This is a genomic window from Haloterrigena alkaliphila, assembly GCF_017352155.2.
Lineage (GTDB): Archaea > Halobacteriota > Halobacteria > Halobacteriales > Natrialbaceae > Haloterrigena > Haloterrigena alkaliphila.
Genome location: NZ_CP071462.1, coordinates 1,842,887 through 1,862,951 on the forward strand (window position 1 = coordinate 1,842,887; position 20,065 = coordinate 1,862,951).

Below are 20,065 nucleotides of genomic sequence, written 5' to 3' on the forward strand. Positions count from 1 at the left end.
TCCCCGCCACGCCACTGCTGACAAACCGGGACACGGAACCGACGAACGCCGACTACGCCTCGATCGAAGCGACGGCGCTTTTGACGCTCGTCGCAGTTGCTGAGTGCGTGAATTCTGAGAAAGCCTAGGCCGGGATTTGAACCCGGGCTCTCGTCCTTACCAAGGACGCGCTTTACCGCTAAGCTACCCAGGCGCGCAGTTCCTCGTTGTCTCGAGTCGTCTTTATGACTTTCGATCCGCCACAGGGCGTGGGTCCGCGTGGCGCGGCCAGCGATAGCCCGCTCGGTTCAGGGATCCGTCGCGGACGTCGCTCGATCGGTCGTGTGGTCCTCGAGGGCCCGGTCCCACAGCGACGGCTCGAGGTCGGCGAGACACTCGGCGGCCGGCGGGAACGAGGGGCCGACGGCGTCGGCGATGGCGTCGGCGGTGGCCAGCAGCCGCGGCGGCGGGGAGTCGCCGCTCGCGGCGGCGCCGGTGCGGACGGCGAGTTCGAGGATGTCCCGCTCGAGGTTGGCGTCGATGGACGCGGGATCGACGCCGGCGTCCCCGTCGGTCGCGGACTCGTCGTCGGCGATGGCGTCGCGCCGGGTCTGGTCGCGGCCGAACGCCTGGACGGTTCGGACCGCCTTCCCGGCGGCGTCGGTGCGCGCGAGCAGGTAGAAGCCCCGGGCGACGAGGATGTCGGCGGCGAGGATCTCGAGGTCGCCCCGCTCGCCGTTCTCGAGGTCGCCTCGCTCCGCCTCGAGATCGGCCCAGGGTTCCTCGTGGGCGAGCGAGCGCGTCAGGCGCAGCCCCTCGTAGATGAGTTGGACCCCGGCCGCTTGGGTGGCGATCCCGCCGGTATCGGTCTCGGGGTCGCCGGAGTCTGGGCCGCGGTCGATCTCGGCTGCCCGCTCTCGATTCCCGTCGCTCTCGTACTCGAGAACGCTTCTTCGGTCGGGAGCCATCGCTGCGGCGCTCTCGATGGTGAGTACGCCGGGAACCATCGAGGCCTCGTCGAGCGTCGTTTCGATGAGGTCGTGCAACTGGGGTGGTTCGACGTCCGCGACGGCCTCGGCGGCGACACGCCGACAGCTATCGGCCGTTTCCATTGACGGACGCTTACGAGGGCGGAGCCAAAGACCTTTGGAAACGTCCGGTCGACTGGCGAACATGATCGACGTCGCCACCGACGCCGACCGATCCGTTCGCACCGTCACGATCGACCGCCCCGAGGCGCGCAACGCGCTCACCGTCGAGGGCCTCGAGGCCCTCGAGGCGGCGGTCGACGACGCCGAGGAGAGCGTAATCTACCTCCGCGGCGCCGGCCCGGCGTTCTGCGCGGGCGCGGATCTGGCGGCGGTCGGCGACCTCGACGGCGACTCCGAGCGGGCGATCGAATTCGCCCGGCTGGGCCAGCGCGTCGCGCGAACGATCGAGGACTCGCCGGCCGTCGTCGTGGCCGGGATCGACGGCCCCGCGCGCGGCGGCGGTCTCGAACTCGCGCTGGCCTGCGACGTTCGCGTGGGGACGCCCGACTCGACCTACGGCGAGCCCGGCGTCACGTTCGGCCTCTTCGGCGCCTGGGGCGGCACCGTCCGCCTGCCCCGAGTGCTGGGGGAGGGCGACGCCCTCGAGTTCGCACTCTCCGGCCGAACCGTCGACGCCGAGGCGGCGCTGCGGATGGGCCTGATCTCGCGAATCGAGGCCGAGCCGCGCGCGGTCGCGGAAGAGATTGCCGAGAACGCCGACGACGCCCTCACCGTCCTCAAACGACGGATTCGCGACGACCGGGAACGGGCGACGCAGGAACGGCTCGAGGCGGACGCGTTCGGAGACCTCGTCGCGGTCCACGCCGACGACATCGACGCCGTCCTCGAGTGACGCGCAGCGGATGTTGGTTGCTACCACACCACAACTAGCTTTTTTGTCACCCCAGCGAAACGGAGGGCCATGCCAGACGCAGTGTTTCTGTCCGGCGATCGCGTCGATCTCCGACCGATCGAGGAGGACGACCTCGAGTTCCTGCAGCGGGAGATCAACGATCCGCGCGTCTGGCGGGCGATCGGCGGCTCGAGACCGATCAATCGCGCGCAGGAACGGGAGTTCTTCGAGAACGTCGTCTGTGACGACGACTCGGTGAACCTCCTGATCGTCGCCGATTCGACGCCGGTGGGAACGATCGGCTTCAACTCGATCGAGTGGGAGCCCCAGCGCGCGGAGATCGGCTACTGGATCGCACCGGAGCACCACCGGCACGGGTACGGCACCGACGCGACCGAGCGCGTCGTCAGATACGGGTTCGACCAGCTCGGCCTGCACAAGATCGAGGCTCGCGTCTTCGAGTTCAACGCGGCCTCGAGACGACTCCTCGAGTCGGTCGGGTTCACGGAGGAGGGCGTCCACCGCGACGAGGTGTTCATCGACGGCGAGTACCAGGACACCTACTGGTACGGGCTCCTCGAGGACGAGTGGCGGTCGCAGACCGAATAGCTGCGATCAGTCCAGCGGCTCCGGCGCCGGCGGCACCTGACGCTTGTGCGCGCTGCCCTCGTACATCCCGCGGACCTTCTCGACCGTTTCCTCGTCGATCTCGAGCAGCCGAGCCGTCGCGGCCACCGACAGCGGGCCGTCGACGTGCGTCGCGAGGATCGAGTCGAGCGTCTCGTAGCTGACGCCCATCTCGTCCTCGTCGGTCTGGTCGGCCCACAGCCCCGCCGTGGCCGTCTTCGCGGCGAGGTCCTCGGGCACGCCCACGTGGCGGGCGAGCTGGCGGACCTGCGCCTTGTAGAGGTTCCCGATCGGGTGGCAGTCGACGGCGCCGTCGCCGTACTTGGTGAAGTAGCCGACCGCGGCCTCGCTGCGGTTGCCCGTCCCGAGGACCATCCGACTCTCGTGGTTGGCCACGAGGTAGTTCAGGACGCCCCGGACACGCGCGCGGGCGTTCCCGACGGCCACGTGGTCACCCTCCGCTTCGGGGTAGGCCGACAACAGCGCGTCGACGATGGGCTCGACCTCGATGACGTCGTAGCTCATCTCGAGGTCCTGCGCGACTCGTTCGGCGTCGCTCATGTTCCCCTCGCTGCTGACGCGGGCCGGGAGGACGAGCCCGTAGACGTTCTCGGGGCCCAGCGCCTCGGTGGCGAGGGAGGCGACGAGCGTGCTGTCGATTCCCCCCGACAGCCCCAGTACGGCGCCGCCGGTACCCGCGGCGTCGACCTGATCTCGGATGAATGCGGTGATGTGTTCGCGTCGCCGTTCCAGTTCGTCCTCTGAGAAGCGAAGGTCGAGCATCTGTCTGGCTGTCCGTACGGCTGGCCCGTCCTAATAGCCTCCCCTCACTGGCAAAAAGTGGACGACCGTCCGATCGTCGACGCGTCGGAACGGATGGGGCTCGAGACAGAGCGCTACGTTCAAGTGAAACCGCCGGCTACGTGTCGGTGTTCGCAGTGCGTTCGTAGTGAGCAGTTCCGACGGAACTGCGATCCACGGCGCGCGAGGTGCGCCGGTGGCGAGCAAATCCGGAGGATTTGCGAGTTGCGGCGCGCAAACGAACGGAGTGAGTGCAGTGCGCCGGTGGTCCAGTGGTAGGACTCGAGCTTCCCAAGCTCGCGGCCCGGGTTCAATTCCCGGCCGGCGCACTTCTCGAGCAACGAAAATCCGATAGTGGCGTCTCCACCCACTCTTCGAGATGAACGCGCGCCTTCTCGTGCGGGCCGGAAAGCGACCCAAACAATCGATTACTCGTGGATGCCCATCGCTTCGATCTGCTCCTGGTAGCGGTTCCGGATGGTCACTTCCGTGACCTGCGCGACGTCGGAGACCTCCCGCTGGGTCTTCTTCTCGTTACAGAGCAGCGAAGCCGCGTAGATCGCGGCGGCGGCGTAGCCGGTCGGCGACTTGCCCGAGAGGAGCCCCTTCTCGGTCGTCGTGGTGATGATCTCGTTGGCCTTCACCTCGACCTCCTCGGAGAGATCGAGTTCGGAACAGAACCGCGGCACGTACTGCTTCGGATCGACCGGCTCCATCTCGAGGCCGAGTTCTTGGGCGACGTAGCGATAGGTGCGCCCGATCTCCTTTCGCTCGACCCGGGAGACGGCGGCGACTTCCTCGAGCGAGCGCGGGATGCCCTCCATCCGGCAGGCGGCGTAGAGGGTGCTCGTGGCGACGCCCTCGATCGAGCGGCCGCGGATGAGGTCCTCGTCGAGCGCCCGTCGGTACATGACGCAGGCGACCTCGCGGACGGATCGGGGGATCCCCAGCGAGGACGCCATCCGGTCGGTTTCCGAGAGGGCGAACTGGAGGTTCCGTTCGCCGGCGTCCTTGGTTCGGATCCGTTCCTGCCACTTGCGCAGGCGGCGCATCTGGTTCCGTTTGTCCGAGGAGATCGACCGGCCGTAGGCGTCCTGGTTCTTCCAGTCGATCGAGGTCGTCAGCCCCTTGTCGTGCATCGTCTGGGTCGTCGGCGCGCCGACGCGGGACTTGTTCTGTCGTTCGGAGTGGTTGAACGCGCGCCACTCGGGTCCGTGATCGATGTTCGTGCCCTCGACGATCAGCCCACATTGATCGCAGACGAGTTCGCCCTGATCCTCGCTTTTGATGAGCGTGCCGCCGTCACACTCGTCACACACCCGCTCGGGATTCGATTCCTTCGTTTTCTCGGTCGATTTCGGATCTCGGTTTCGCTGGCGGGTGGGGCTTTCCATCTCGTATAGATACCGACGGTGCAAGACCTTAAGGCCTCGCCACCGAGAGAGCGTGGTTCAACTACCCGATCGAGCGGCGTTTCGGCGCCGAAAGAGCGCGATTTGACCGTTCAGATGTAGCCGAGCAGGGTTCCGGCCAGCACTAGCACCCACATCGCGACGCCGGCGACCAGCATGTCGTTGAGCCGAGACTCTCGCGTCGCCCGCTTGGCCGCGCCGCCGGCGATCAGCCCGAGCGCGACGACGACGAGCATCCGCTGGAGGACGACCTCGACGGGCAGCGAGTCCACGCCGAGCATCCCGTAGTCGATCCAGATCGCCGCGGCCAGCGAGCCGGCGGCGACGAGCGCGGCGTCGAGCCGTCGGGTCAGCGTGCCCGCGACCAGATACGTCGCCGCCGGAATCCCGATCCCGATCACCGGGTAGAGGATGGCGGCGATCTGGTGGGGCGTGAGGGTGTCGACCTGTCGCTCGAGGGCGATCCCGGCGGTCCGGACGCCGAGGAACAGCGCGAGGACGGTGACGGCGAGCGCGAGGTGACCGATCTCGAGGCGGTCGTAGGCGGCCGCGATCCGGCGCCGGTCGACGTCGGTCAGGTGGTCGTCGATGGCCTCGGGCGTCCGCCGAGACAGGCGTTCTCCCGTGGTCTCGCCGCTGCCGGCGGCGGCGCGAACCCGTCTGCGGGCGCCGAGGCCGAGCACGATGGGGACGACGAACATACTGCGGAGGTCGACGACGGTCGCCCAGCCGTCGGCGTCCGCGGAGTTCCTGTTGTCGAGGTACACCCGTCGCACGTCCTCCTGGACGTCGATCCGCGGGTGGGCCATGAAGTCGTTCTCGACTTTCGTCTGGGCGTCCTGCGAGCCGTGGACCCGGTGGCGGAGCGTGAACCAGTCGAAGTGCTCCGAGTGGGTCTGCATGGCCACCCACTGGTCGTCCTCGTTGGGGCTCTCGTAGAGCCGGATGTGGTAGCGCTGCCCGAAGTAGTCGCCGTCCTCGAGCTGGCGCGTCTCGGTCGTCCAGTAGCCGTTCTCGTCCGGACCGGGATCGACGTAGGCGTAGCGAGTCCCGCCGTCGGCCTGCCCCCAGTTGAGGGCTGGACCGCCGTCAAGTTCGTTCGATTCGTCGGGTTCCTCGCTGGCGTTCGTGGCGGGGTCGTCGCTCGCGTTCGGGGCGGACGTGTTGTTTTCCGTCTCGTTTTCATCGACCGTCTCGTTACCGCCTCCGTCGAGCGCGTACGTTTCCGGGCCGGCCTCCAGTTCGGACTCGTTGATCTCCGACCAGTCGCCGTCGCTCGCCTCGGTCAGCACCCGCTCGACGTCGTCGACGGAGCCGCGGACGATGACGTTGATCGGGCTCCGCTGCTGGAACCGTTCCTGCGGGCTGAGGTAGCGCCAGAACCGGCTCTCGGAGTCCTCGACGCTGGTCATCCGCGGAGTTATCTCCCGGTCGTCGGGCGCGACGTTGTCGGTCGACGGCGAGAAGAACAGCGACGGCCCGCCGACGAAGAACACGGCGAGCGCGAGCAACGCGAGGCCGATCACGAGCGAACGACGCATCTCTCCTGTACTAGCGACGGGTTACATATCAATCTATGTGATTACTGTCCGACGTATCGGGCCGGCCGCGGCGACCGGTCAGGCGTCGACGTCCGGCCCGACGGTCAGGACGGGCGCGGGCGCCTCGCGGACGACGCGCTGGGAGACGCTACCGACGACGTTTCGCTCGTACTCGTCACCGCTCGTTCCCATCACGATCAGGTCGACCTCGTGGTCGGCGGCGTAGTCGACGATACACTCGGCGGGGTGGCCCGTCTCGGTGGCCGTCGCCACCTCGAGGCCGCGGCCCGCCGCGTCCGTCGCGACCGAATCGATCGCGTCGCGGGCGTTGGCCCGCAGGTCGTCGCGGACCGCCTCGATGCGGTCGGCGTCGAGCACCAGAAACGCGCGGTCGTCGACGACCGAGAGGACGTGGACCGTCGCCGATCGCGTCGCCGCGATATCGAACGCGTGGGCGGCGGCGACCGTCGCCTGCTCGCCGCCGTCGGTGGGAACGAGGAGCGTCTCGTACATTGGAACCTACTCGAGACACTCGAGCGGGACGAAAAAGCGATTGCCGTCGTTCTCCCCGCGTGGGAATACCCGCCTGTCACGGTCAGCGGGGCCGTCCGACCGCTCCCGACGTCCGGCGCGGATCGGCCAGCTGGCGGTCCGCCAGCCACCGCTAGACGCCCGGGACGCCGAGCGCGTCCGGCGTGACGAGGCCGAGCGTCGAGGCCGCGTAGAGGAGCGCGACCGCGACGACCCAGGCGATGACGCCGATAGCCGCCGCCGTCCCCCAGCCGCCGGGGTAGCGCCAGTTGATCACGGCGACCCAGGCGACGAGCATCAAGAGCGCGCCGAGCAGCGGGATCCAGCCGACGAAGTAGCTGGTGATCGCCCAGACGGCCGCGCCGACGAGCGCGGTGAACGCGGCGTTGGGTATTCGGGCGTCCCGATCGAGGACGAATCGGGCGCCCGCCAGTATCGCGACTGTTCCGACGACGAGGCTGAGGCCGAAGATGATCGCGGAATCGATGGCAGACATTGGTACTCACTCCGTCAGGGACTCCAGCTCAGTTCGATCTCGACCGTCTTGCGACTGCTGTGCAGCAACGAGGAGCGTTCGATGACGTCGAGCGAGAAGTCGACCTCGTCGGCCGGTGTGAGCGATATCGACCTGTTGCCGACGTCGATGGTGATCTCCTCCGCGTCGCTACCGAACTCCTCGGAGAGGGTCGCGAGAGACGCCGCGAGTTCCGATCGCGGGAGTGTTCTGTCGGCCGTAGTCCGGTGGGCCATACCACGTCGTGACCGCGATATCCGCAAAAGTATGGGCAACGAACGGGGTCATAACGCCCATTTACTACTGAATGGGAGAGCGAACCGTCAACAGTTCCGAACTCAGACGTGCGCTGACATCAGAAGAGGTTCGCCTGCTGGTAGACCGAGATCCCCTCGCTCGTGATCTCGTAGGGCTTTTTCTCGCGGGAGTGGTTCGCGTCCCGGATCTTCTGAATCTCGATCGCCAGCCGCGTCTCCCGGAAGTCGTCCGGGCGGACGTACTGCAACACGAAAACCGCGTCCGTGAGGTACTCGACGATCCCGTATCGGGAGGCGTACGGCGTCTCCTCGGCGGCCTCGCTCGTCAGCACCGCGGTGACGCCGGCCTCCTTCAGGCTCCGGGTAAAATCGTAGATCTCGTTGCGCCGCGTCGCTCGGTCCTCGTACATCATCTCGAGCAAGGAGACCGAATCGAGGACGAGTCGGGAGGCGTCGAACTCCTCGACGAGCGTCGGCAGTTCGTTCTTGATCGACGTCAGACTGTTGGCCATCTCGATGGGGTCGACGTCGACGACCGCGAGTCGGTCCTCGGCGACGTACTCGTCGAACGCGTACCCCTTCTCGGTCGCGCTGTTGATCACGCGCTCGCGGCTCTCCTCGAGCGTGATGAACACCGCCTTCTCGCCGTTCGCCAGCCCGTGAGCGAGAAATTGCAGTCCGAAGGTCGTCTTCCCGGTCCCGGCGCTGCCCATCGCGACGATCAGCGACCGCTCGGGGACCCCGCCCTGAATCATCCGATCGAGGCCGTCGATACCCAGATCGAGCCGGGGGAGCTCGGAGTCGACCGCCTCGTCGAAGTCGGGTTCGTCGGCCCCCTCGAGTCCGAAGTCGACGTCCGAAAAGCCGTCCGGCCCGGCGTCGTCGCCGACGGACGGCATGTCGGCGCCCTCGAGCGCCGCGCCGAAGTCGTCGTCGAACAGGCCGTCGCCCTCGTCGATTGCGCCGCCTTCGTCGTCGCTGTCGGTCGCCTCGCCGTCGGCGTCATGGTCGCTTGTCTCGCCATCGGCGGCACCCTCGAGCATCTCCCATTCGTCGGCAACGGAGGCCGCGTCGCTCGGTTCCGCTGGCGTAGCGTCGGCTTCGGATTCGGTCGCTGCGTCGTCCCTGGATTCGGCCGCCGCATCGTCACCCGACTCCGTTGGCGCGTCGTCGCTGTCCGCGAGCGCGCGTTCGAACCAGTCCTCTGTCCCGTCGCGTTCGGCGTCGGACTCGTCACTCACGGGCATCACCGGGGCGACCGTGCCCGAATCCGTTCCGCTCGAGGTCGGTACCGGCACCGGACTCGGTCGTTCGTGCCCCTCTCATCGACGCGTGCGGCCGACGATTCGAGGTAGCGTCTCTCATTCGGGGTCTGCGACGCGAACGTCGCGGGATCGTTCACCTACCCGAGTGTGCCCCACCACGATGAATGTTGTTGCCGCGGGTCGGCGCCCGCGAAGGGTGGCTTTTTGCCGACGGGGCGGGTAGCCGCCGACGATGGACGTCGCCGTCGGAATCGTCGCCCAGCGGAACAACGAGCGCGCACAGGGACTCGCCGCGACGCTGCTCGAGACGCTCGAGCGCGGCGGCGAAGGGGGGGAGACGGACGCGACCGCCTCGGTCGTCGTCGACGAACTGACCGGCGAGGCGATCGACGCGCCCGCCCGCCGGGTCGCCGGGATGGCCGACCGGGACCTCGTCGTGAGTATCGGCGGCGACGGCACGCTGCTGTTCGTCGCCCGCGAAATCGGTTCGACGCCGATTCTCGGCATCAACCTCGGCGAAGTCGGCTTCCTCAACGCCGTCGCGCCCGCGGACGCCGTCGACGTCGTCACCGACCTCGTCGAGACGTATCGCGAGCGCGACGCCTTCGAGGCCCGCGAACTCGATCGGCTCGCGGTCACGCCCGAGGACGCCGACTGGTCGCTCGAGCCGGCGCTCAACGAGATCGTCGTCCACGGCCCCCGCCGAGGGAACGGCGGCGGCGCGACGATCGACGTCCGGGTCGACGGCGGCCGGTACGCCGGGAGCCACGCCGACGGCGTCCTCGTGGCCACGCCGGCGGGGTCGACCGCGTACAACCTGAGCGAGCGCGGCCCGCTCGTTCACCCGCGGGCGGACGCGCTGGTCGTCACCCAGATGGCCGCCGAGGACGCGATGCCGCCGCTGGTCGTCGATCCCGACACCGAGCTCTCGATCACCGTTTCGGACGCCGACACCGCCTACGCCATCAGCGACGGCCGGAACCGTCAGCGCCTCGAGCCGCCCGCTACGGTCTCCGTCTCGATCGCCGACGACCCCGTCCGGCTCGTCGGCCCGCGGGGAGACTTCGTCGCCAGCCTCGAGAAAATCGACTAGAAACGCCGATTGCTGGGCGACCGGCTACCGCTGTGCACCCTGTTCCGCCCCATCGACCAGCCGCTCGAGCTGTGCTGGCGGGACGGCGCCGCGGGCGACGTGCTCGTCGTAGATGAAGGTCGGTACGCCGGTGATGCCCCGGCGCTGGGCCGCCTGAAACCGATCCTCGAGTTCGGTCCGGAGGCCGTCGTCGTCTATCGCCGATTCGATTTCCGCGACCGGCAGGTCGACGTCTTCGGCGAGGTCCGCCAGCACGTCGATATCGCCGATGTCGCGCTCGTCCTTCCAGAGCGCCTCGTAGATCGCCTCGTCGAACGCCGCCCACTGCTCGGGGTACTCCTGCTTGACGTACCACGAGGCCTGCTGGGCCGGCAGCGAGTCGACCTCGGTGGCCAGTATCTGTGCCATCTCGACGCCGTACTCGTCCTGCAGGCGGCGGACGTTCTGCTTCGCCTGCTCGAAGTACTGCTCGTCCTTGCCGTCGTCGGCCTCGTGATCGATCGAGCCGTCGGGGTTTCGCTTCCCGCTGCGGAGGTCGAACGGCCGCCAGTCGATCACGAGCGGCTCGTCCCGGTCCTCGCGGTACTGCTCGAGGGATCGGGTCCCGAGGTAACAGAACGGGCAGACGTAATCGGCGTAGAGTTCGAGGCGGTCGGGTGAATCGGACATACACCCGCTAGGCAGCGGTGACGGAAAAGCCGACGGCAACCGGAATCGGTCGCCGTATCGTGGCCGTCTCGGACGGCGGCGCCGAAGCGCTATCAGGACGGGAGAGCGCGCTCGAGACGGGAGACGACGGTGCGGGCGAACGGCTCTGATTCCGGGACGCTGCGGGCAAACGGATTCCGGGACGCTGCGGGCAAACGGATTCCGGGACGCTGCGGGCGGGCCGATCAGGTTCCGTTGGCGCCCTCGCCGGCCGCAACGCCGCCCTCGCCGGCGTCGGTCGTTTCGGTGACGTCCGGCAGGTTGGGGTCCCGGTACGGGTTCCGGCCGTAGGCGGGGAGGTCGTCGTCGAGTTGCTCCTTGAGGACGCGCCGGAGGCGGTTCAGGCTGGTCGTGTCCAGCCCGTAGTCGGCCGCGAGGCGCTCGAACGTCTCCTCGTCGGTGATGTCGTGGGCGCGGTACTGGCCGAACAGCTCTTCCATCCGGTCGGCCGAGAGCTGCTGGGCGTCGATGTCGTCGAGCCCGAAGTACTGCTGCCGGTCGACGTCGACGACGTGACGGATCGCCACCAGCGCGACCTTCTCGATCGCCCGCTGGCTGCCGAACTCGGTCAGGTCGATCTCGTCCATGACGCCCAGCGCGAGGTCCCGTTGCCAGGGCGTCACGTCGAGCGCGTTACACAGCGCCTGGGTTGTCCGCAGCCGATCGAGGTGGTGGGCGCGCTCGCTGTACCCCGGCGTCGCGGCGTGCTGTTCGTCGTGGAGGCGACGGACGCTCTCGGAGAGGTCCGCCTCGGGCGACTCCGCGCGGCCGATGACGGTCGCGCTCGGCGTGACGACGCCCCACTGGCGCACCGTCGAATCGCGCTGGACGTCGGCCCGCGAGAGCGATCCGGAGCCGGGTCGGTTCTCGAGACGGCGTTCATCGTCGTACTCGAGTCGGGGGCTGTCGCCGACGGCCGCGCGGTCGGCGTCCGGACCGGGTTCAGCACCGTCGTCTCTCATTACCTCCCGCTCGGACCGGCAGACGGAAAAAGGCTCCTCCTAGTCGAACGGTCGCTCGGACGGACTACCAGTTCGACGAACAGGTCGGGGACCACCGGACGGAGCCGGGGCTCTCGAACTCGTCTCGGGTTTCGACGCGGCGAAAAGCTCCTCGTATCTTCACCTTATGACCAGAGGCACTTAAGGGGGGTCGCAGCGACCGGCTCGAATCGAACACGCGTCTCAGTCCGCCGGGTTCGGCCGCTGCGCGGACCGTCGGCTGGCCGTCGATGATCCCTCGAGAACGACGACCTCCCGTCGTCGCTTCACCTTGTGACCGGATGCACGTGAAGCGCGGTCGTTCCCCCCCGACCCAACACGGTGGTTCCGACGCTCTCGAGTCGCCGGTCGTCCGCCGTTACCGGAACATGACGCCAGCGCAATGAGAAGGTCTTACAACCGTTCCGCCGGTAACAAGTGGAAATGGATTCATCCGTCGGGAAGGATGGCGAACGGTCGCCGCGCGTTCGTCAGCAGGCGGTCATCACCGAACTCGGGCAGCGAGCGCTCGAGACCGACGACCTCGACGAACTGCTGTCCGACGCGACCGTCGCGGTCGCCGAGACGGTGAACGCCGAGTACTGTCACGTGCTCGAGTTACTGCCCGACGCGGACGAACTCGTTCTCCGACAGGGGGTTGGTTGGGACGCCGGCCTCGTCGGCACTGCGAGCGTCCCTACGGAACGGGATTCGCAGGCGGGCTATACGTTGCTCTCGGAGGAGCCGATCATCGCCGACGACCTGCGTGACGAAGGCCGCTTTGCCGGGGACAACCTGCTGCGCGACCACGACGTCGTCAGCGGAATCACCGTCCCCATCGGCTCGATCGACGCCCCGTGGGGTGTACTGGGTACGTTCACGTCCGACCACCGAGCGTTCACCGAGCACGACGCCAACTTCGTCCAGAGCGTGGCGTCTATCCTCGCGGCGGCAGTCGAACGAGCGAACAAAGACCGCCGGTTGCGCGAGCGCGAGGCACAACTGAACGTCGCGACGCAGGCCGCCTCGATCGGACTCTGGAGCTGGGACGTCCAAGCGAACGTCGTCACCGCCGACGAATTTCTCGCGGAGTCGTACGGCATGGAGTCGGAGTTGGCAGCGGAGGGCGCCCCGATGGCGACGTTCTTCGAACCGATCCACGAGGACGACACGGCGACCACGTGGGAGCAACTCGAGCGAGCGCTGGAGACGGGGACGTTCGCGGCCGAATACCGCGTCCGAGACGCGGACGGGACCGTCATGTGGGTGGTTTCCCGCGGCGAGGTCGAGTACGATCGGACCGGCGAGCCGGTGCGACTAAACGGCGCCATCGCCGACATCACCGAGCGAAAACGCCGCGAGCAGGCGCTCGAGGAGAGCGAGGAGCGCTATCGGGATCTGTTCACCTCGATGTCCGAGGGATACTGCGTCATCGAGAAACTGGACGCGCCTGGAGAGCCGGTCGACTTCCGGTACGTGGAGGCGAACCCGGCCTTCGAGGAACACACCGGTATCGACGACGTGGTCGGGCGGACTCTTCGGGAGGTCGTGCCGAAAACGACGCAGAAATGGGTCGATACCTACGATCACGTCGCCGAGACCGGCGAACCGGTTACGTTCGAACGCGAACTCGTCGCGCAGGGACGGATCCTGGAGTGTTACGCGTTTCCGGTCGGCGACGAGACGACGGCTCAGGTGGGCGTGATTTTCACGGACATCACCGAGCGGGTCGAACACGAGCGACGGTTAGAGGAGCTGGTCGACGAGCTAGAGGAGTCGAACGAGCGCCTCGAACAGTTCGCCTACGCCGCCTCCCACGACCTGCAAGAGCCCCTGCGGATGGTCACGAGCTACCTCCAGTTGATCGAGGCTCGATACGAGGATGCACTCGACGAGGACGCCGAGGAGTTCATCGCCTACGCCGTCGACGGCGCCGAGCGCATGCGCGAGATGATCGACGGCCTGCTGGCGTACTCCCGAATCGAGACGCAGGGCGATCCGTTCGAACCGACGGACCTCAATGCGGTACTCGACGACGTGCTGGCGGATCTGCAGCTCCAGATCGACGAGCACGACGCCGAGATCACGTGCGACGAGCTACCCCGGGTCCACGGCGACGGCGGGCAGCTGCGGCAGGTGTTCCAGAACCTGCTGGACAACGCGATCGAGTACAGCGGCGACGACCCGCCGCGGATTCACGTCGCGGCCGAACGCGACGGGTCGGCGTGGCGCGTCTCGGTACGCGACGAGGGAATCGGCATCGATCCGGACCAGCAGAGCCGCGTCTTCGACGTGTTCCAGCGGCTCCACTCTCGCGGCGAGCACGCCGGGATGGGAATCGGGCTCGCGCTCTGCCAGCGAATCGTCGAGCGCCACGGCGGCGACATCCGCGTCGAGTCCGAGCCCGGCGCCGGTGCGACGTTTTCCTTCACGCTTCCGGCCGCGGGCGGCCACGTCTCGTGATCGCTGTACGATTGGATGCTACCCCGTAGCCTCCGTTACTGTTCACACCGCAGGCTGATTACTCGAAGAATCCTCGAGAACGACGATCTCCCGTCGTAGCTTCACCTTGTGACCAGAAGCACTTAAAGAACGATCCCCCTCGAGGCGAATCCGGCCGAACTACGCCACGGCGTCGATCATCTCGTCGATGAAGCCGTCCAGTCGGTCGGTTTCGGGGCCGCTACGCGCGTGGACCGCGGGATCGATCTCGCGGGGCGGGGTGGCGAACTCGCGACCGACGGCGTCGCCGACCGTGGCCGCCCCCTCCCCCGCTCGCTTCCGCTCGAGCAACTCGCGGGCGCGCTCGATCCGGTCGTGGTCGAAGACCGCGGGCGCCTGCTCGTCCAGGAAGCGATCGAACTCGATTAGGGGCAGTTCGTGGTCGCCTCGCTCCCCGGTGGCCTTCAGGTATCGCGCGGCCATCGCCGCCCGGTAGATCGTCAGGTTCCGCTTCACCGTGGGTTTCGTCTGCGTCTCGGTGAAGCGCTCGTCGTCGGCCGGAACGGTCATCGTCCCTTCGTCGGCCTCGACGAGGTAGCCGTCGGCGTAGCTCTCGACGATGGGGAACAGTTCGTCGTCGGTGCGCACCAGGTGGTGGGAGACGTACTTCCGGTAGTTGCTCGTCGCGATCCCGCGCCACGCGTGATAGAGATCCATCGGATCGTACGCTCCCTCCACGTACGTCCGAAGGTCGGCCGGATCGTACGCGACGCGGTAGCGGATCGGGCTCCGGAGCGCGTCGATCGCGCCGTCGTTGGAGTCGCCGAGCAGGCGCGCGAACGTCCGGACGTCCCACCCCTGAAACTCGAACTCGTCGCGCTGCTCGAGGACGACCTCCGTCGGCCCCTCGAGGTGGGCGTATCGGCGCAGATCCCGGGGGACGAAGACGAAGCCGACGTCGTAGTCGCTGACCGGGCTTGCCGCGCCCCAGGCGCGACTCCCGCGGGCGACGGCGAAGACGACGGTGACGCCGTGGTCGATCTCGATCCACGTCAGCGCGTCGTCGATGGCCTCGTAGATGTGGTCCGGGACGGCCGCCATGGCTGTCGCTCGACCGTTCGCGGAGCGAGTGCGAGAAGGTTGCGGCCGAAACCCGACCGCGCTCGAGTCGTCGCTGGTCTTCTGGACCCTCGAGAAGCGACGACCTCCCGTCGTATCTCTACCTTGTGACCAGAGTCACTTAAAGAGTTTACAGAGCGAACGGACGACGGTCGGATCGCCGATAGGGCTGGCAACGAGCGATTCGCTGAGCGGGCTGACGACGAACAGTTCGCCGATAGCCTCGGCTGGCGGAACCGGAACCTCTCAGAAGGACGTTCTCCCGTCGTATCTTCACCTTGTGACCAGAAGCACTTAAAGAGCCAACGGGCTACGGACTGCGTTCGGTTCGATTTTGAACCGCAGTACGCGGGGGTTCTCGAGTCGCCGGCGTTCGCGGAACCGGCGCCCCGACGACCGACGTCTTCGCGTTCCGAAAGGTTGAATCGCCGCCTGCCCTGAATGCGGACAATGAGTCACCAGCTCCCGGACGTGCAGGCGTCGTCGCCCGACGTCACCGTCGGCCTGAGTCAGGTCGGCGTCACCGGCGTCGATAAACTCGTCAAGATCGCCCGCGAGGGCAAGCGCCCGATCGTCCTCACCGCCGAGTTCGAGGTCTTCGTCGACCTGCCCGCCTGGCGCAAGGGCGCGGACATGAGCCGTAACATGGAGGTCATCGACGAGATCCTCGAGGACGCGACCCGCGAGGAGGCCTACCGCGTCGAGGACGTCTGCGGCGACGCCGCCGAACGGCTCCTCGAGAAACACGACTACACCTCGAAGGCGATGGTCGCGATGGAAGCGGAGTTCATGCGCCGCGAGCAGACCCCCGCGAGCGACCGCGAGACCCAGCACACGGTCGACATCGTCGCCTCCGCGACGGCGACGGAGGAGGGCACCCGCGAGGAGATCGGCGCCACCGTCACCGGCATGACCGTCTGTCCCTGCTCGCAGGGGATGTCCGCAGCGCGCGCGAAGCAGACGCTCGAGGACTTGGGCGTCGAGGAGGGGACGATCACGGAGTTCCTCGAGCAAGTTCCCCAGCCGGGTCACTCCCAGCGAGGGCACGCGACGCTGACGGTCGAGTCGAACGGCGACCCCGAGGTCGACCTGAACGACGTCATCGACATCGCGCGCGACTCGATGAGCGCCCGGATCTACAACCTCGCGAAGCGGCCCGACGAGGATCACATGACCTACGAGGCCCACGCCGACGCGAAGTTCGTCGAGGACTGCGTGCGCGCGCTCGCCGAGGGCGTCGTCGACGAGTTCGACCACCTCCCCGACGACGCGGTGATCACGATGAAACAGTCCAACGACGAGTCGATCCACCAGCACAACGCCCACGCCGAGCGGAAAGTCGAGATGGGTACCCTGCGAGAGGAAGTCGGCGACGACGACTGATCGCGCTCCGATCGGTCGCGCAGCGATTCGCAACGCGGCGGTACCGAGCGAGACCAACCTTTATCGGTGCGACTCGGATACGACCCCTCGTGACAGTACGCCACGACGAGTTGACGGTCACGTGGCTCGGCTACGCCACCGTCAGGATCGAGTCGGACGAGGGGACGGTCGTCTACGTCGACCCGGGCCGATACGGCACGCTCACCGGCGAGTGGGACGGCGACCGCCCGCATCCGCCCGGCCGAGACTACGACGAGCGCGACGGCGACCTCGTCCTGATTACCCACGACCACCACTACGACTCCGACGGCGTCCGCCGGGTCGCGAGCGACGACGCGACCGTCGTCGCCTACGAAGCCGTCGACGCCGACGCGATCCGCGACGGCGGCCGCGACGTCGAGGCCCTCGAGGCGCTCCCCTACGACGTCCGGCGCGTCGAGTACGGCGACGAACTCGCGATTCGGGGCGTCGACCTCGAGGTTTTCCCGGCCTACAACCACTCCGACGGGCGCAACACCGATGCGGACGGCGAGCCGATCCACCCCGAGGGATTCGGCTGTGGCTACCGGTTCGTCGTCAACGGTACGAGCGCGTTCTGGCCGGGGGACTCCGACGTGCTCGAGGTCCACGAGGACCTCGCGATCTCGCTGTTCCTGCCGCCGATCGGGACGAACTTCACGATGAACCGAACCGAAGCCGCCGAGTTGGCAGCCACGATCGAACCGGACCTCGCGCTCCCGATCCACTACAACACGTTCCCCGACCTCGAGGCCGAGTCCCGAGAGTTCGCGGCCGACGTCGCGGCCGCTAGCGTGCCGGTCGTCCTCGACGAGGAGTAATCGAGCGCGTCAGAACTCGAGCGACTCGGCCTCCTCCCACCGCGGGACGAACTCCTCGTGGACGTTCGCGGCGAACTCCGGATCCTTCAGGTCGATCATGCCGAACGCGTCGCCCGACGAGAGCGGGTTCGGCACCTGAATGCAGACTTCCACGCCATCGATGATGTTGAACGACCCGCTGATGTCGTCGTTCGTTCGCACGTCGAAATCGTCGCGCTGTTGGAGAGTCTCCCGGTAGCGCTGGCCCACGTCTTCGGACATCGAGGCGACCATCTCACGGGTCATCAGGAGGTCGACCGTGACGCCCCGATCGAGGGCGTCCTCGAGTTGCGCGTTGACCTCCTCGCTGACGGCCTGCATGTCCCACTGGGGAGACGGATCCGCCGATACCATCACGATGTGGTCGTCGGCGGCCGCGAGTCGCTCGAGCATGAGGTCGACCGTCTCCTCCGGGCCGACGGCGGCGGTCCAGAACTGGTCCTCGACCGGTTCGGCGGCGTCGAGTTCGTCGGCCAAGTCGTCGACGATCGACTCGTACTGGTCGGCCTTCTCCTCGAGTTCGCGTTTCTTGTCCTCGAGCAGCCGATCCAGCGCCGTCGACGGCTCGACGGCGACGTACTTCTTCGGCCGACTCGCGGTCTGGCTCCGGACGAGGTTGTACTGCTCGATGCTGTTGAGGACGTCGTAGATCCGCCCCATCGGCACGTCGCTGGCGCGGGACAACTCCTTGGCCGTTGTGGGCCCGGTGTTGAGCAGCGCCCGATACGCTCGAGCCTCGTACTCCGAGAGCCCGAGGTCCCTGAGACTGGCCATACGCTGAGAAAACCGACCGAAGAAACATAAACGCTGTGGTCGTTTGACACGCGAGTTACTCGCGGCCCACAGCGGCTCTGTCGACGTTATTCGAGGACCGACCGGACGCGTTCGCTCAACTCGTCGGGTGTTTCGGCGGTCGGCGACACCTCGTCGCCGCGCTCGACGCGGGCCCGTCCGGCCTCGAGGTCGTCGGCGTCGGGAACGACGACCTTCTCGTGGTCGGCCATCCGCAGGGCGGCCCGGTGGAGGTCGGAACCGGGGTCGGCCGCGACGCGGATCACCAGCGGGCCCTCGAGCAGCCGCGAGACGGCGGTCGCGTAGCGGGCCATCTGGACGCCGAAGCGATCGCTGGCGCCCGCGAAGGCCTCGAGCGTCTCTCGGGCGACCGCCCGGTAGCGATCCTCGCCGGTTAGCACGGACAGTTCGAGCAGCGCGTCCGCGAGAGCGACGTTCGAATCCAGCGGCCGGAGCGGCCGGTCGAGCAGGCCGGCCCCGGACGCCGGCCCGTCGAGGAACGAGTCCCCGTCGCGGAGTCGGTCGATCGTCGCGTCCGCGACGGCGGTCGCGTCCTCCAGGACGTCGGTCTCGAACGTGCTCGCCGTTGTGGTGAGGGCACCCAGCGCTCGGGCCTGGTTCGCGAGCAGCGGGATCGGTTCGTCGTTCGGTCCGGATTCGGCGTCGCCCTCGAGGACGTGGACGGCGACGCCGTCGACGAGCAACTCCTCGCGGAGGGTCTCGAGGGCCCGATCCGCGTACCGACGGGCGCGCTCGTCGTCGGTGTAGGCGTAGTAGGTCAGCAGGCCCTCGATGGCCAGCGCGTTCGGGCCGGCGAACACCCCCGCGTCGACCGGCGGGGCGTCCGCGGTGGCCCGGTCGGTCGCGTCGAGGGTGTGGGCGGCGCCCTCGCCGGGCGCCTGACTGTTCGCGAAGGCGTCGACGTCGTCGTTCCACAGCGTCGTCGTGAGGTAGTCGACCGTCCGCTCGGCCGGTTCGCGGTACTCGTCTTTCCCCGTCAGCAGGTAGGCGTTCGCGAACGCGCGCACGAGCGCGGCGTTGGAGTCCAGGAGCTTCTCGTGTTGGAGGCCGGCCCAGTCGCGCTCGGCCGCGAAGCGGTAGAAGCCGCCGTCGTACTCGTCTAACAGGTTCGCGCCCACCGCGTCGAAGGATCGCAACGCCATCTCCCGGTCGCGTTTGAGGGCGAACTCGAGGGCGTCCGGCAGCGGGAACTTCGGGCTCTGCCCCCAGCCGCCGGCGACCTCGTCGTACGCCTCGGTCAACTGGCCGAGCATCGCGGATTCGATATCGGCGGTGAGTTCGCCCGCGGGCGGGTTATCCTCCCGAAGCGGTCGCGGAATTCGGCCGGCGCCGCTGCCCTTGGTCTGCCACATGGTCCGGACGCTATCGAGGACCTGACGCATCCCGTCGGGGCCGAGGTAGCCCGCGCCGGTCAGCACCGAGCCGTCGGGGGAGAGAAACACCGTCGAGGGGAACCCGCCCATGTTGTACCGGTCGCGGACGCGCGGGTGGCGATCCACGTCGACGCGGACGGGAACGAAACTGTCGTTGACGTTCGCCGCGATGCGCGGTTCCGCGTAGGTCTCTTCGTCCATCTCGTGACAGTGGTCACACCACGTCGCCGTCAGCGAGAGCAAGACGGGAACCTCGGCTGCCGCGGCCTCGTCGAAGGCGTCCCCACCCCACTCGCGCCACTCGACACGCGTCGGGTCGTCCATACCGGTTCCTCGCTCGTCGCGTGGGTAAGCCCTTCGTTCGATTCCGACCCGCCTCGGGCGTCAACCGGCTGTCAGGCCCGGAACGGCTCGATACCTCCCGAATTACGGAACGAGACACGAGAGTAAAGTGTTTTCACCCTC

General features: G+C 67.7%; 19 protein-coding genes and 2 tRNA genes. 7 read left to right on the forward strand and 14 right to left on the reverse strand.

The window, feature by feature from the left end:
- Window positions 1-121: 121 nt before the first annotated feature.
- Together J0X25_RS27805 and J0X25_RS27810 are read right to left on the reverse strand one after the other, a co-directional pair.
- Window positions 122-193: transfer RNA gene (locus J0X25_RS27805), tRNA-Thr, on the reverse strand.
- A gap of 94 nt (window positions 194-287) precedes the next feature.
- Window positions 288-1,091, reverse strand: coding sequence for a DUF7114 family protein (locus J0X25_RS27810; protein WP_207290774.1), 804 nt, complete (start codon window positions 1,089-1,091; stop codon window positions 288-290).
- 61 nt (window positions 1,092-1,152) lie between these two features.
- Here J0X25_RS27810 and J0X25_RS27815 point away from each other — a divergent pair, with 61 nt between their 5' ends.
- On the forward strand, window positions 1,153-1,863 hold the full coding sequence (locus tag J0X25_RS27815) for an enoyl-CoA hydratase/isomerase family protein (RefSeq protein ID WP_207290775.1): 711 nt from the start codon (window positions 1,153-1,155) through the stop codon (window positions 1,861-1,863).
- A 69-nt stretch (window positions 1,864-1,932) separates the two neighbouring features.
- A complete protein-coding gene (locus J0X25_RS27820; protein WP_207290776.1) occupies window positions 1,933-2,472 on the forward strand; it encodes a GNAT family N-acetyltransferase in 540 nt (179 codons plus the stop codon).
- A 6-nt stretch (window positions 2,473-2,478) separates the two neighbouring features.
- On the opposite strand, the gene J0X25_RS27825 is transcribed toward J0X25_RS27820, so the two are convergent.
- Window positions 2,479-3,273 carry an NAD+ synthase gene (locus J0X25_RS27825; RefSeq protein WP_207290777.1) on the reverse strand — a complete coding sequence of 265 codons (795 nt, stop codon included), beginning with the start codon at window positions 3,271-3,273 and terminating at the stop codon, window positions 2,479-2,481.
- Between the two features lie 276 nt (window positions 3,274-3,549).
- On the opposite strand from J0X25_RS27825, the gene J0X25_RS27830 reads away from it, so the two are divergent.
- Window positions 3,550-3,620, forward strand: a tRNA-Gly gene (locus tag J0X25_RS27830).
- 99 nt (window positions 3,621-3,719) lie between these two features.
- Here J0X25_RS27830 and J0X25_RS27835 read toward each other — a convergent pair.
- The 6 genes from J0X25_RS27835 to J0X25_RS27860 form a co-directional block, all read right to left on the reverse strand.
- Complete coding sequence (locus J0X25_RS27835; protein WP_207290778.1) at window positions 3,720-4,685, reverse strand: transcription initiation factor IIB; 966 nt, start codon at window positions 4,683-4,685, stop codon at window positions 3,720-3,722.
- Between the two features lie 110 nt (window positions 4,686-4,795).
- Window positions 4,796-6,244, reverse strand: a complete 1,449-nt coding sequence (locus J0X25_RS27840) for a hypothetical protein (protein WP_207290779.1) — start codon at window positions 6,242-6,244, stop codon at window positions 4,796-4,798.
- 78 nt (window positions 6,245-6,322) lie between these two features.
- Complete coding sequence (locus J0X25_RS27845) at window positions 6,323-6,757, reverse strand: universal stress protein (RefSeq protein WP_207290780.1); 435 nt, start codon at window positions 6,755-6,757, stop codon at window positions 6,323-6,325.
- Window positions 6,758-6,908: 151 nt separating this feature from the next.
- The gene (locus J0X25_RS27850; RefSeq protein ID WP_207290781.1) at window positions 6,909-7,271 is read right to left on the reverse strand and encodes a hypothetical protein; all 363 of its coding nucleotides are present in this window, start codon (window positions 7,269-7,271) and stop codon (window positions 6,909-6,911) included.
- Between the two features lie 14 nt (window positions 7,272-7,285).
- Window positions 7,286-7,525 carry an amphi-Trp domain-containing protein gene (locus tag J0X25_RS27855; protein ID WP_207290782.1) on the reverse strand — a complete coding sequence of 80 codons (240 nt, stop codon included), beginning with the start codon at window positions 7,523-7,525 and terminating at the stop codon, window positions 7,286-7,288.
- A gap of 119 nt (window positions 7,526-7,644) precedes the next feature.
- The gene (locus tag J0X25_RS27860) at window positions 7,645-8,793 is read right to left on the reverse strand and encodes a KaiC domain-containing protein (protein WP_207290783.1); all 1,149 of its coding nucleotides are present in this window, start codon (window positions 8,791-8,793) and stop codon (window positions 7,645-7,647) included.
- Window positions 8,794-9,043: 250 nt separating this feature from the next.
- Between J0X25_RS27860 and J0X25_RS27865 the strand changes: the two genes are divergently transcribed.
- Window positions 9,044-9,904 (forward strand): NAD(+)/NADH kinase, encoded by an 861-nt coding sequence (locus J0X25_RS27865; RefSeq protein ID WP_207290784.1) that lies wholly within the window; start codon window positions 9,044-9,046, stop codon window positions 9,902-9,904.
- 24 nt (window positions 9,905-9,928) lie between these two features.
- On the opposite strand, the gene J0X25_RS27870 is transcribed toward J0X25_RS27865, so the two are convergent.
- Window positions 9,929-10,573, reverse strand: a complete 645-nt coding sequence (locus J0X25_RS27870; protein WP_207290785.1) for a DsbA family oxidoreductase — start codon at window positions 10,571-10,573, stop codon at window positions 9,929-9,931.
- Window positions 10,574-10,797: 224 nt separating this feature from the next.
- A complete protein-coding gene (locus tag J0X25_RS27875) occupies window positions 10,798-11,574 on the reverse strand; it encodes a DNA-directed RNA polymerase subunit epsilon (protein ID WP_207290786.1) in 777 nt (258 codons plus the stop codon).
- A 462-nt stretch (window positions 11,575-12,036) separates the two neighbouring features.
- Here J0X25_RS27875 and J0X25_RS27880 point away from each other — a divergent pair, with 462 nt between their 5' ends.
- Entirely contained in the window at window positions 12,037-14,055 is a 2,019-nt protein-coding gene (locus J0X25_RS27880) for an ATP-binding protein (protein ID WP_207290787.1), read from the forward strand.
- A 159-nt stretch (window positions 14,056-14,214) separates the two neighbouring features.
- Here the strand turns inward: J0X25_RS27880 and J0X25_RS27885 are convergent, their stop codons facing one another.
- Entirely contained in the window at window positions 14,215-15,135 is a 921-nt protein-coding gene (locus tag J0X25_RS27885) for a nucleotidyltransferase domain-containing protein (RefSeq protein WP_207290788.1), read from the reverse strand.
- Window positions 15,136-15,603: 468 nt separating this feature from the next.
- Here J0X25_RS27885 and mptA point away from each other — a divergent pair, with 468 nt between their 5' ends.
- Window positions 15,604-16,536 (forward strand): GTP cyclohydrolase MptA, encoded by a 933-nt coding sequence (gene mptA / locus J0X25_RS27890; RefSeq protein ID WP_207290789.1) that lies wholly within the window; start codon window positions 15,604-15,606, stop codon window positions 16,534-16,536.
- An 89-nt stretch (window positions 16,537-16,625) separates the two neighbouring features.
- Entirely contained in the window at window positions 16,626-17,375 is a 750-nt protein-coding gene (locus J0X25_RS27895) for an MBL fold metallo-hydrolase (protein WP_207290790.1), read from the forward strand.
- A 9-nt stretch (window positions 17,376-17,384) separates the two neighbouring features.
- On the opposite strand, the gene J0X25_RS27900 is transcribed toward J0X25_RS27895, so the two are convergent.
- Entirely contained in the window at window positions 17,385-18,188 is an 804-nt protein-coding gene (locus tag J0X25_RS27900) for a TrmB family transcriptional regulator (protein ID WP_207290791.1), read from the reverse strand.
- An 86-nt stretch (window positions 18,189-18,274) separates the two neighbouring features.
- Window positions 18,275-19,924 carry a DUF255 domain-containing protein gene (locus J0X25_RS27905; RefSeq protein ID WP_207290792.1) on the reverse strand — a complete coding sequence of 550 codons (1,650 nt, stop codon included), beginning with the start codon at window positions 19,922-19,924 and terminating at the stop codon, window positions 18,275-18,277.
- Window positions 19,925-20,065: the final 141 nt, after the last annotated feature.

Coding starts and splice junctions, on each gene's coding strand:
- J0X25_RS27810 (WP_207290774.1), bottom strand. CDS start 1,091: ATGGAAACGGCCGATAGCTGTCGGCGTGTCGCCGCCGAGGCCGTCGCG.
- J0X25_RS27815 (WP_207290775.1), top strand. CDS start 1,153: ATGATCGACGTCGCCACCGACGCCGACCGATCCGTTCGCACCGTCACG.
- J0X25_RS27820 (WP_207290776.1), top strand. CDS start 1,933: ATGCCAGACGCAGTGTTTCTGTCCGGCGATCGCGTCGATCTCCGACCG.
- J0X25_RS27825 (WP_207290777.1), bottom strand. CDS start 3,273: ATGCTCGACCTTCGCTTCTCAGAGGACGAACTGGAACGGCGACGCGAA.
- J0X25_RS27835 (WP_207290778.1), bottom strand. CDS start 4,685: ATGGAAAGCCCCACCCGCCAGCGAAACCGAGATCCGAAATCGACCGAG.
- J0X25_RS27840 (WP_207290779.1), bottom strand. CDS start 6,244: ATGCGTCGTTCGCTCGTGATCGGCCTCGCGTTGCTCGCGCTCGCCGTG.
- J0X25_RS27845 (WP_207290780.1), bottom strand. CDS start 6,757: ATGTACGAGACGCTCCTCGTTCCCACCGACGGCGGCGAGCAGGCGACG.
- J0X25_RS27850 (WP_207290781.1), bottom strand. CDS start 7,271: ATGTCTGCCATCGATTCCGCGATCATCTTCGGCCTCAGCCTCGTCGTC.
- J0X25_RS27855 (WP_207290782.1), bottom strand. CDS start 7,525: ATGGCCCACCGGACTACGGCCGACAGAACACTCCCGCGATCGGAACTC.
- J0X25_RS27860 (WP_207290783.1), bottom strand. CDS start 8,793: ATGCCCGTGAGTGACGAGTCCGACGCCGAACGCGACGGGACAGAGGAC.
- J0X25_RS27865 (WP_207290784.1), top strand. CDS start 9,044: ATGGACGTCGCCGTCGGAATCGTCGCCCAGCGGAACAACGAGCGCGCA.
- J0X25_RS27870 (WP_207290785.1), bottom strand. CDS start 10,573: ATGTCCGATTCACCCGACCGCCTCGAACTCTACGCCGATTACGTCTGC.
- J0X25_RS27875 (WP_207290786.1), bottom strand. CDS start 11,574: ATGAGAGACGACGGTGCTGAACCCGGTCCGGACGCCGACCGCGCGGCC.
- J0X25_RS27880 (WP_207290787.1), top strand. CDS start 12,037: ATGGATTCATCCGTCGGGAAGGATGGCGAACGGTCGCCGCGCGTTCGT.
- J0X25_RS27885 (WP_207290788.1), bottom strand. CDS start 15,135: ATGGCGGCCGTCCCGGACCACATCTACGAGGCCATCGACGACGCGCTG.
- mptA (WP_207290789.1), top strand. CDS start 15,604: ATGAGTCACCAGCTCCCGGACGTGCAGGCGTCGTCGCCCGACGTCACC.
- J0X25_RS27900 (WP_207290791.1), bottom strand. CDS start 18,188: ATGGCCAGTCTCAGGGACCTCGGGCTCTCGGAGTACGAGGCTCGAGCG.
- J0X25_RS27905 (WP_207290792.1), bottom strand. CDS start 19,924: ATGGACGACCCGACGCGTGTCGAGTGGCGCGAGTGGGGTGGGGACGCC.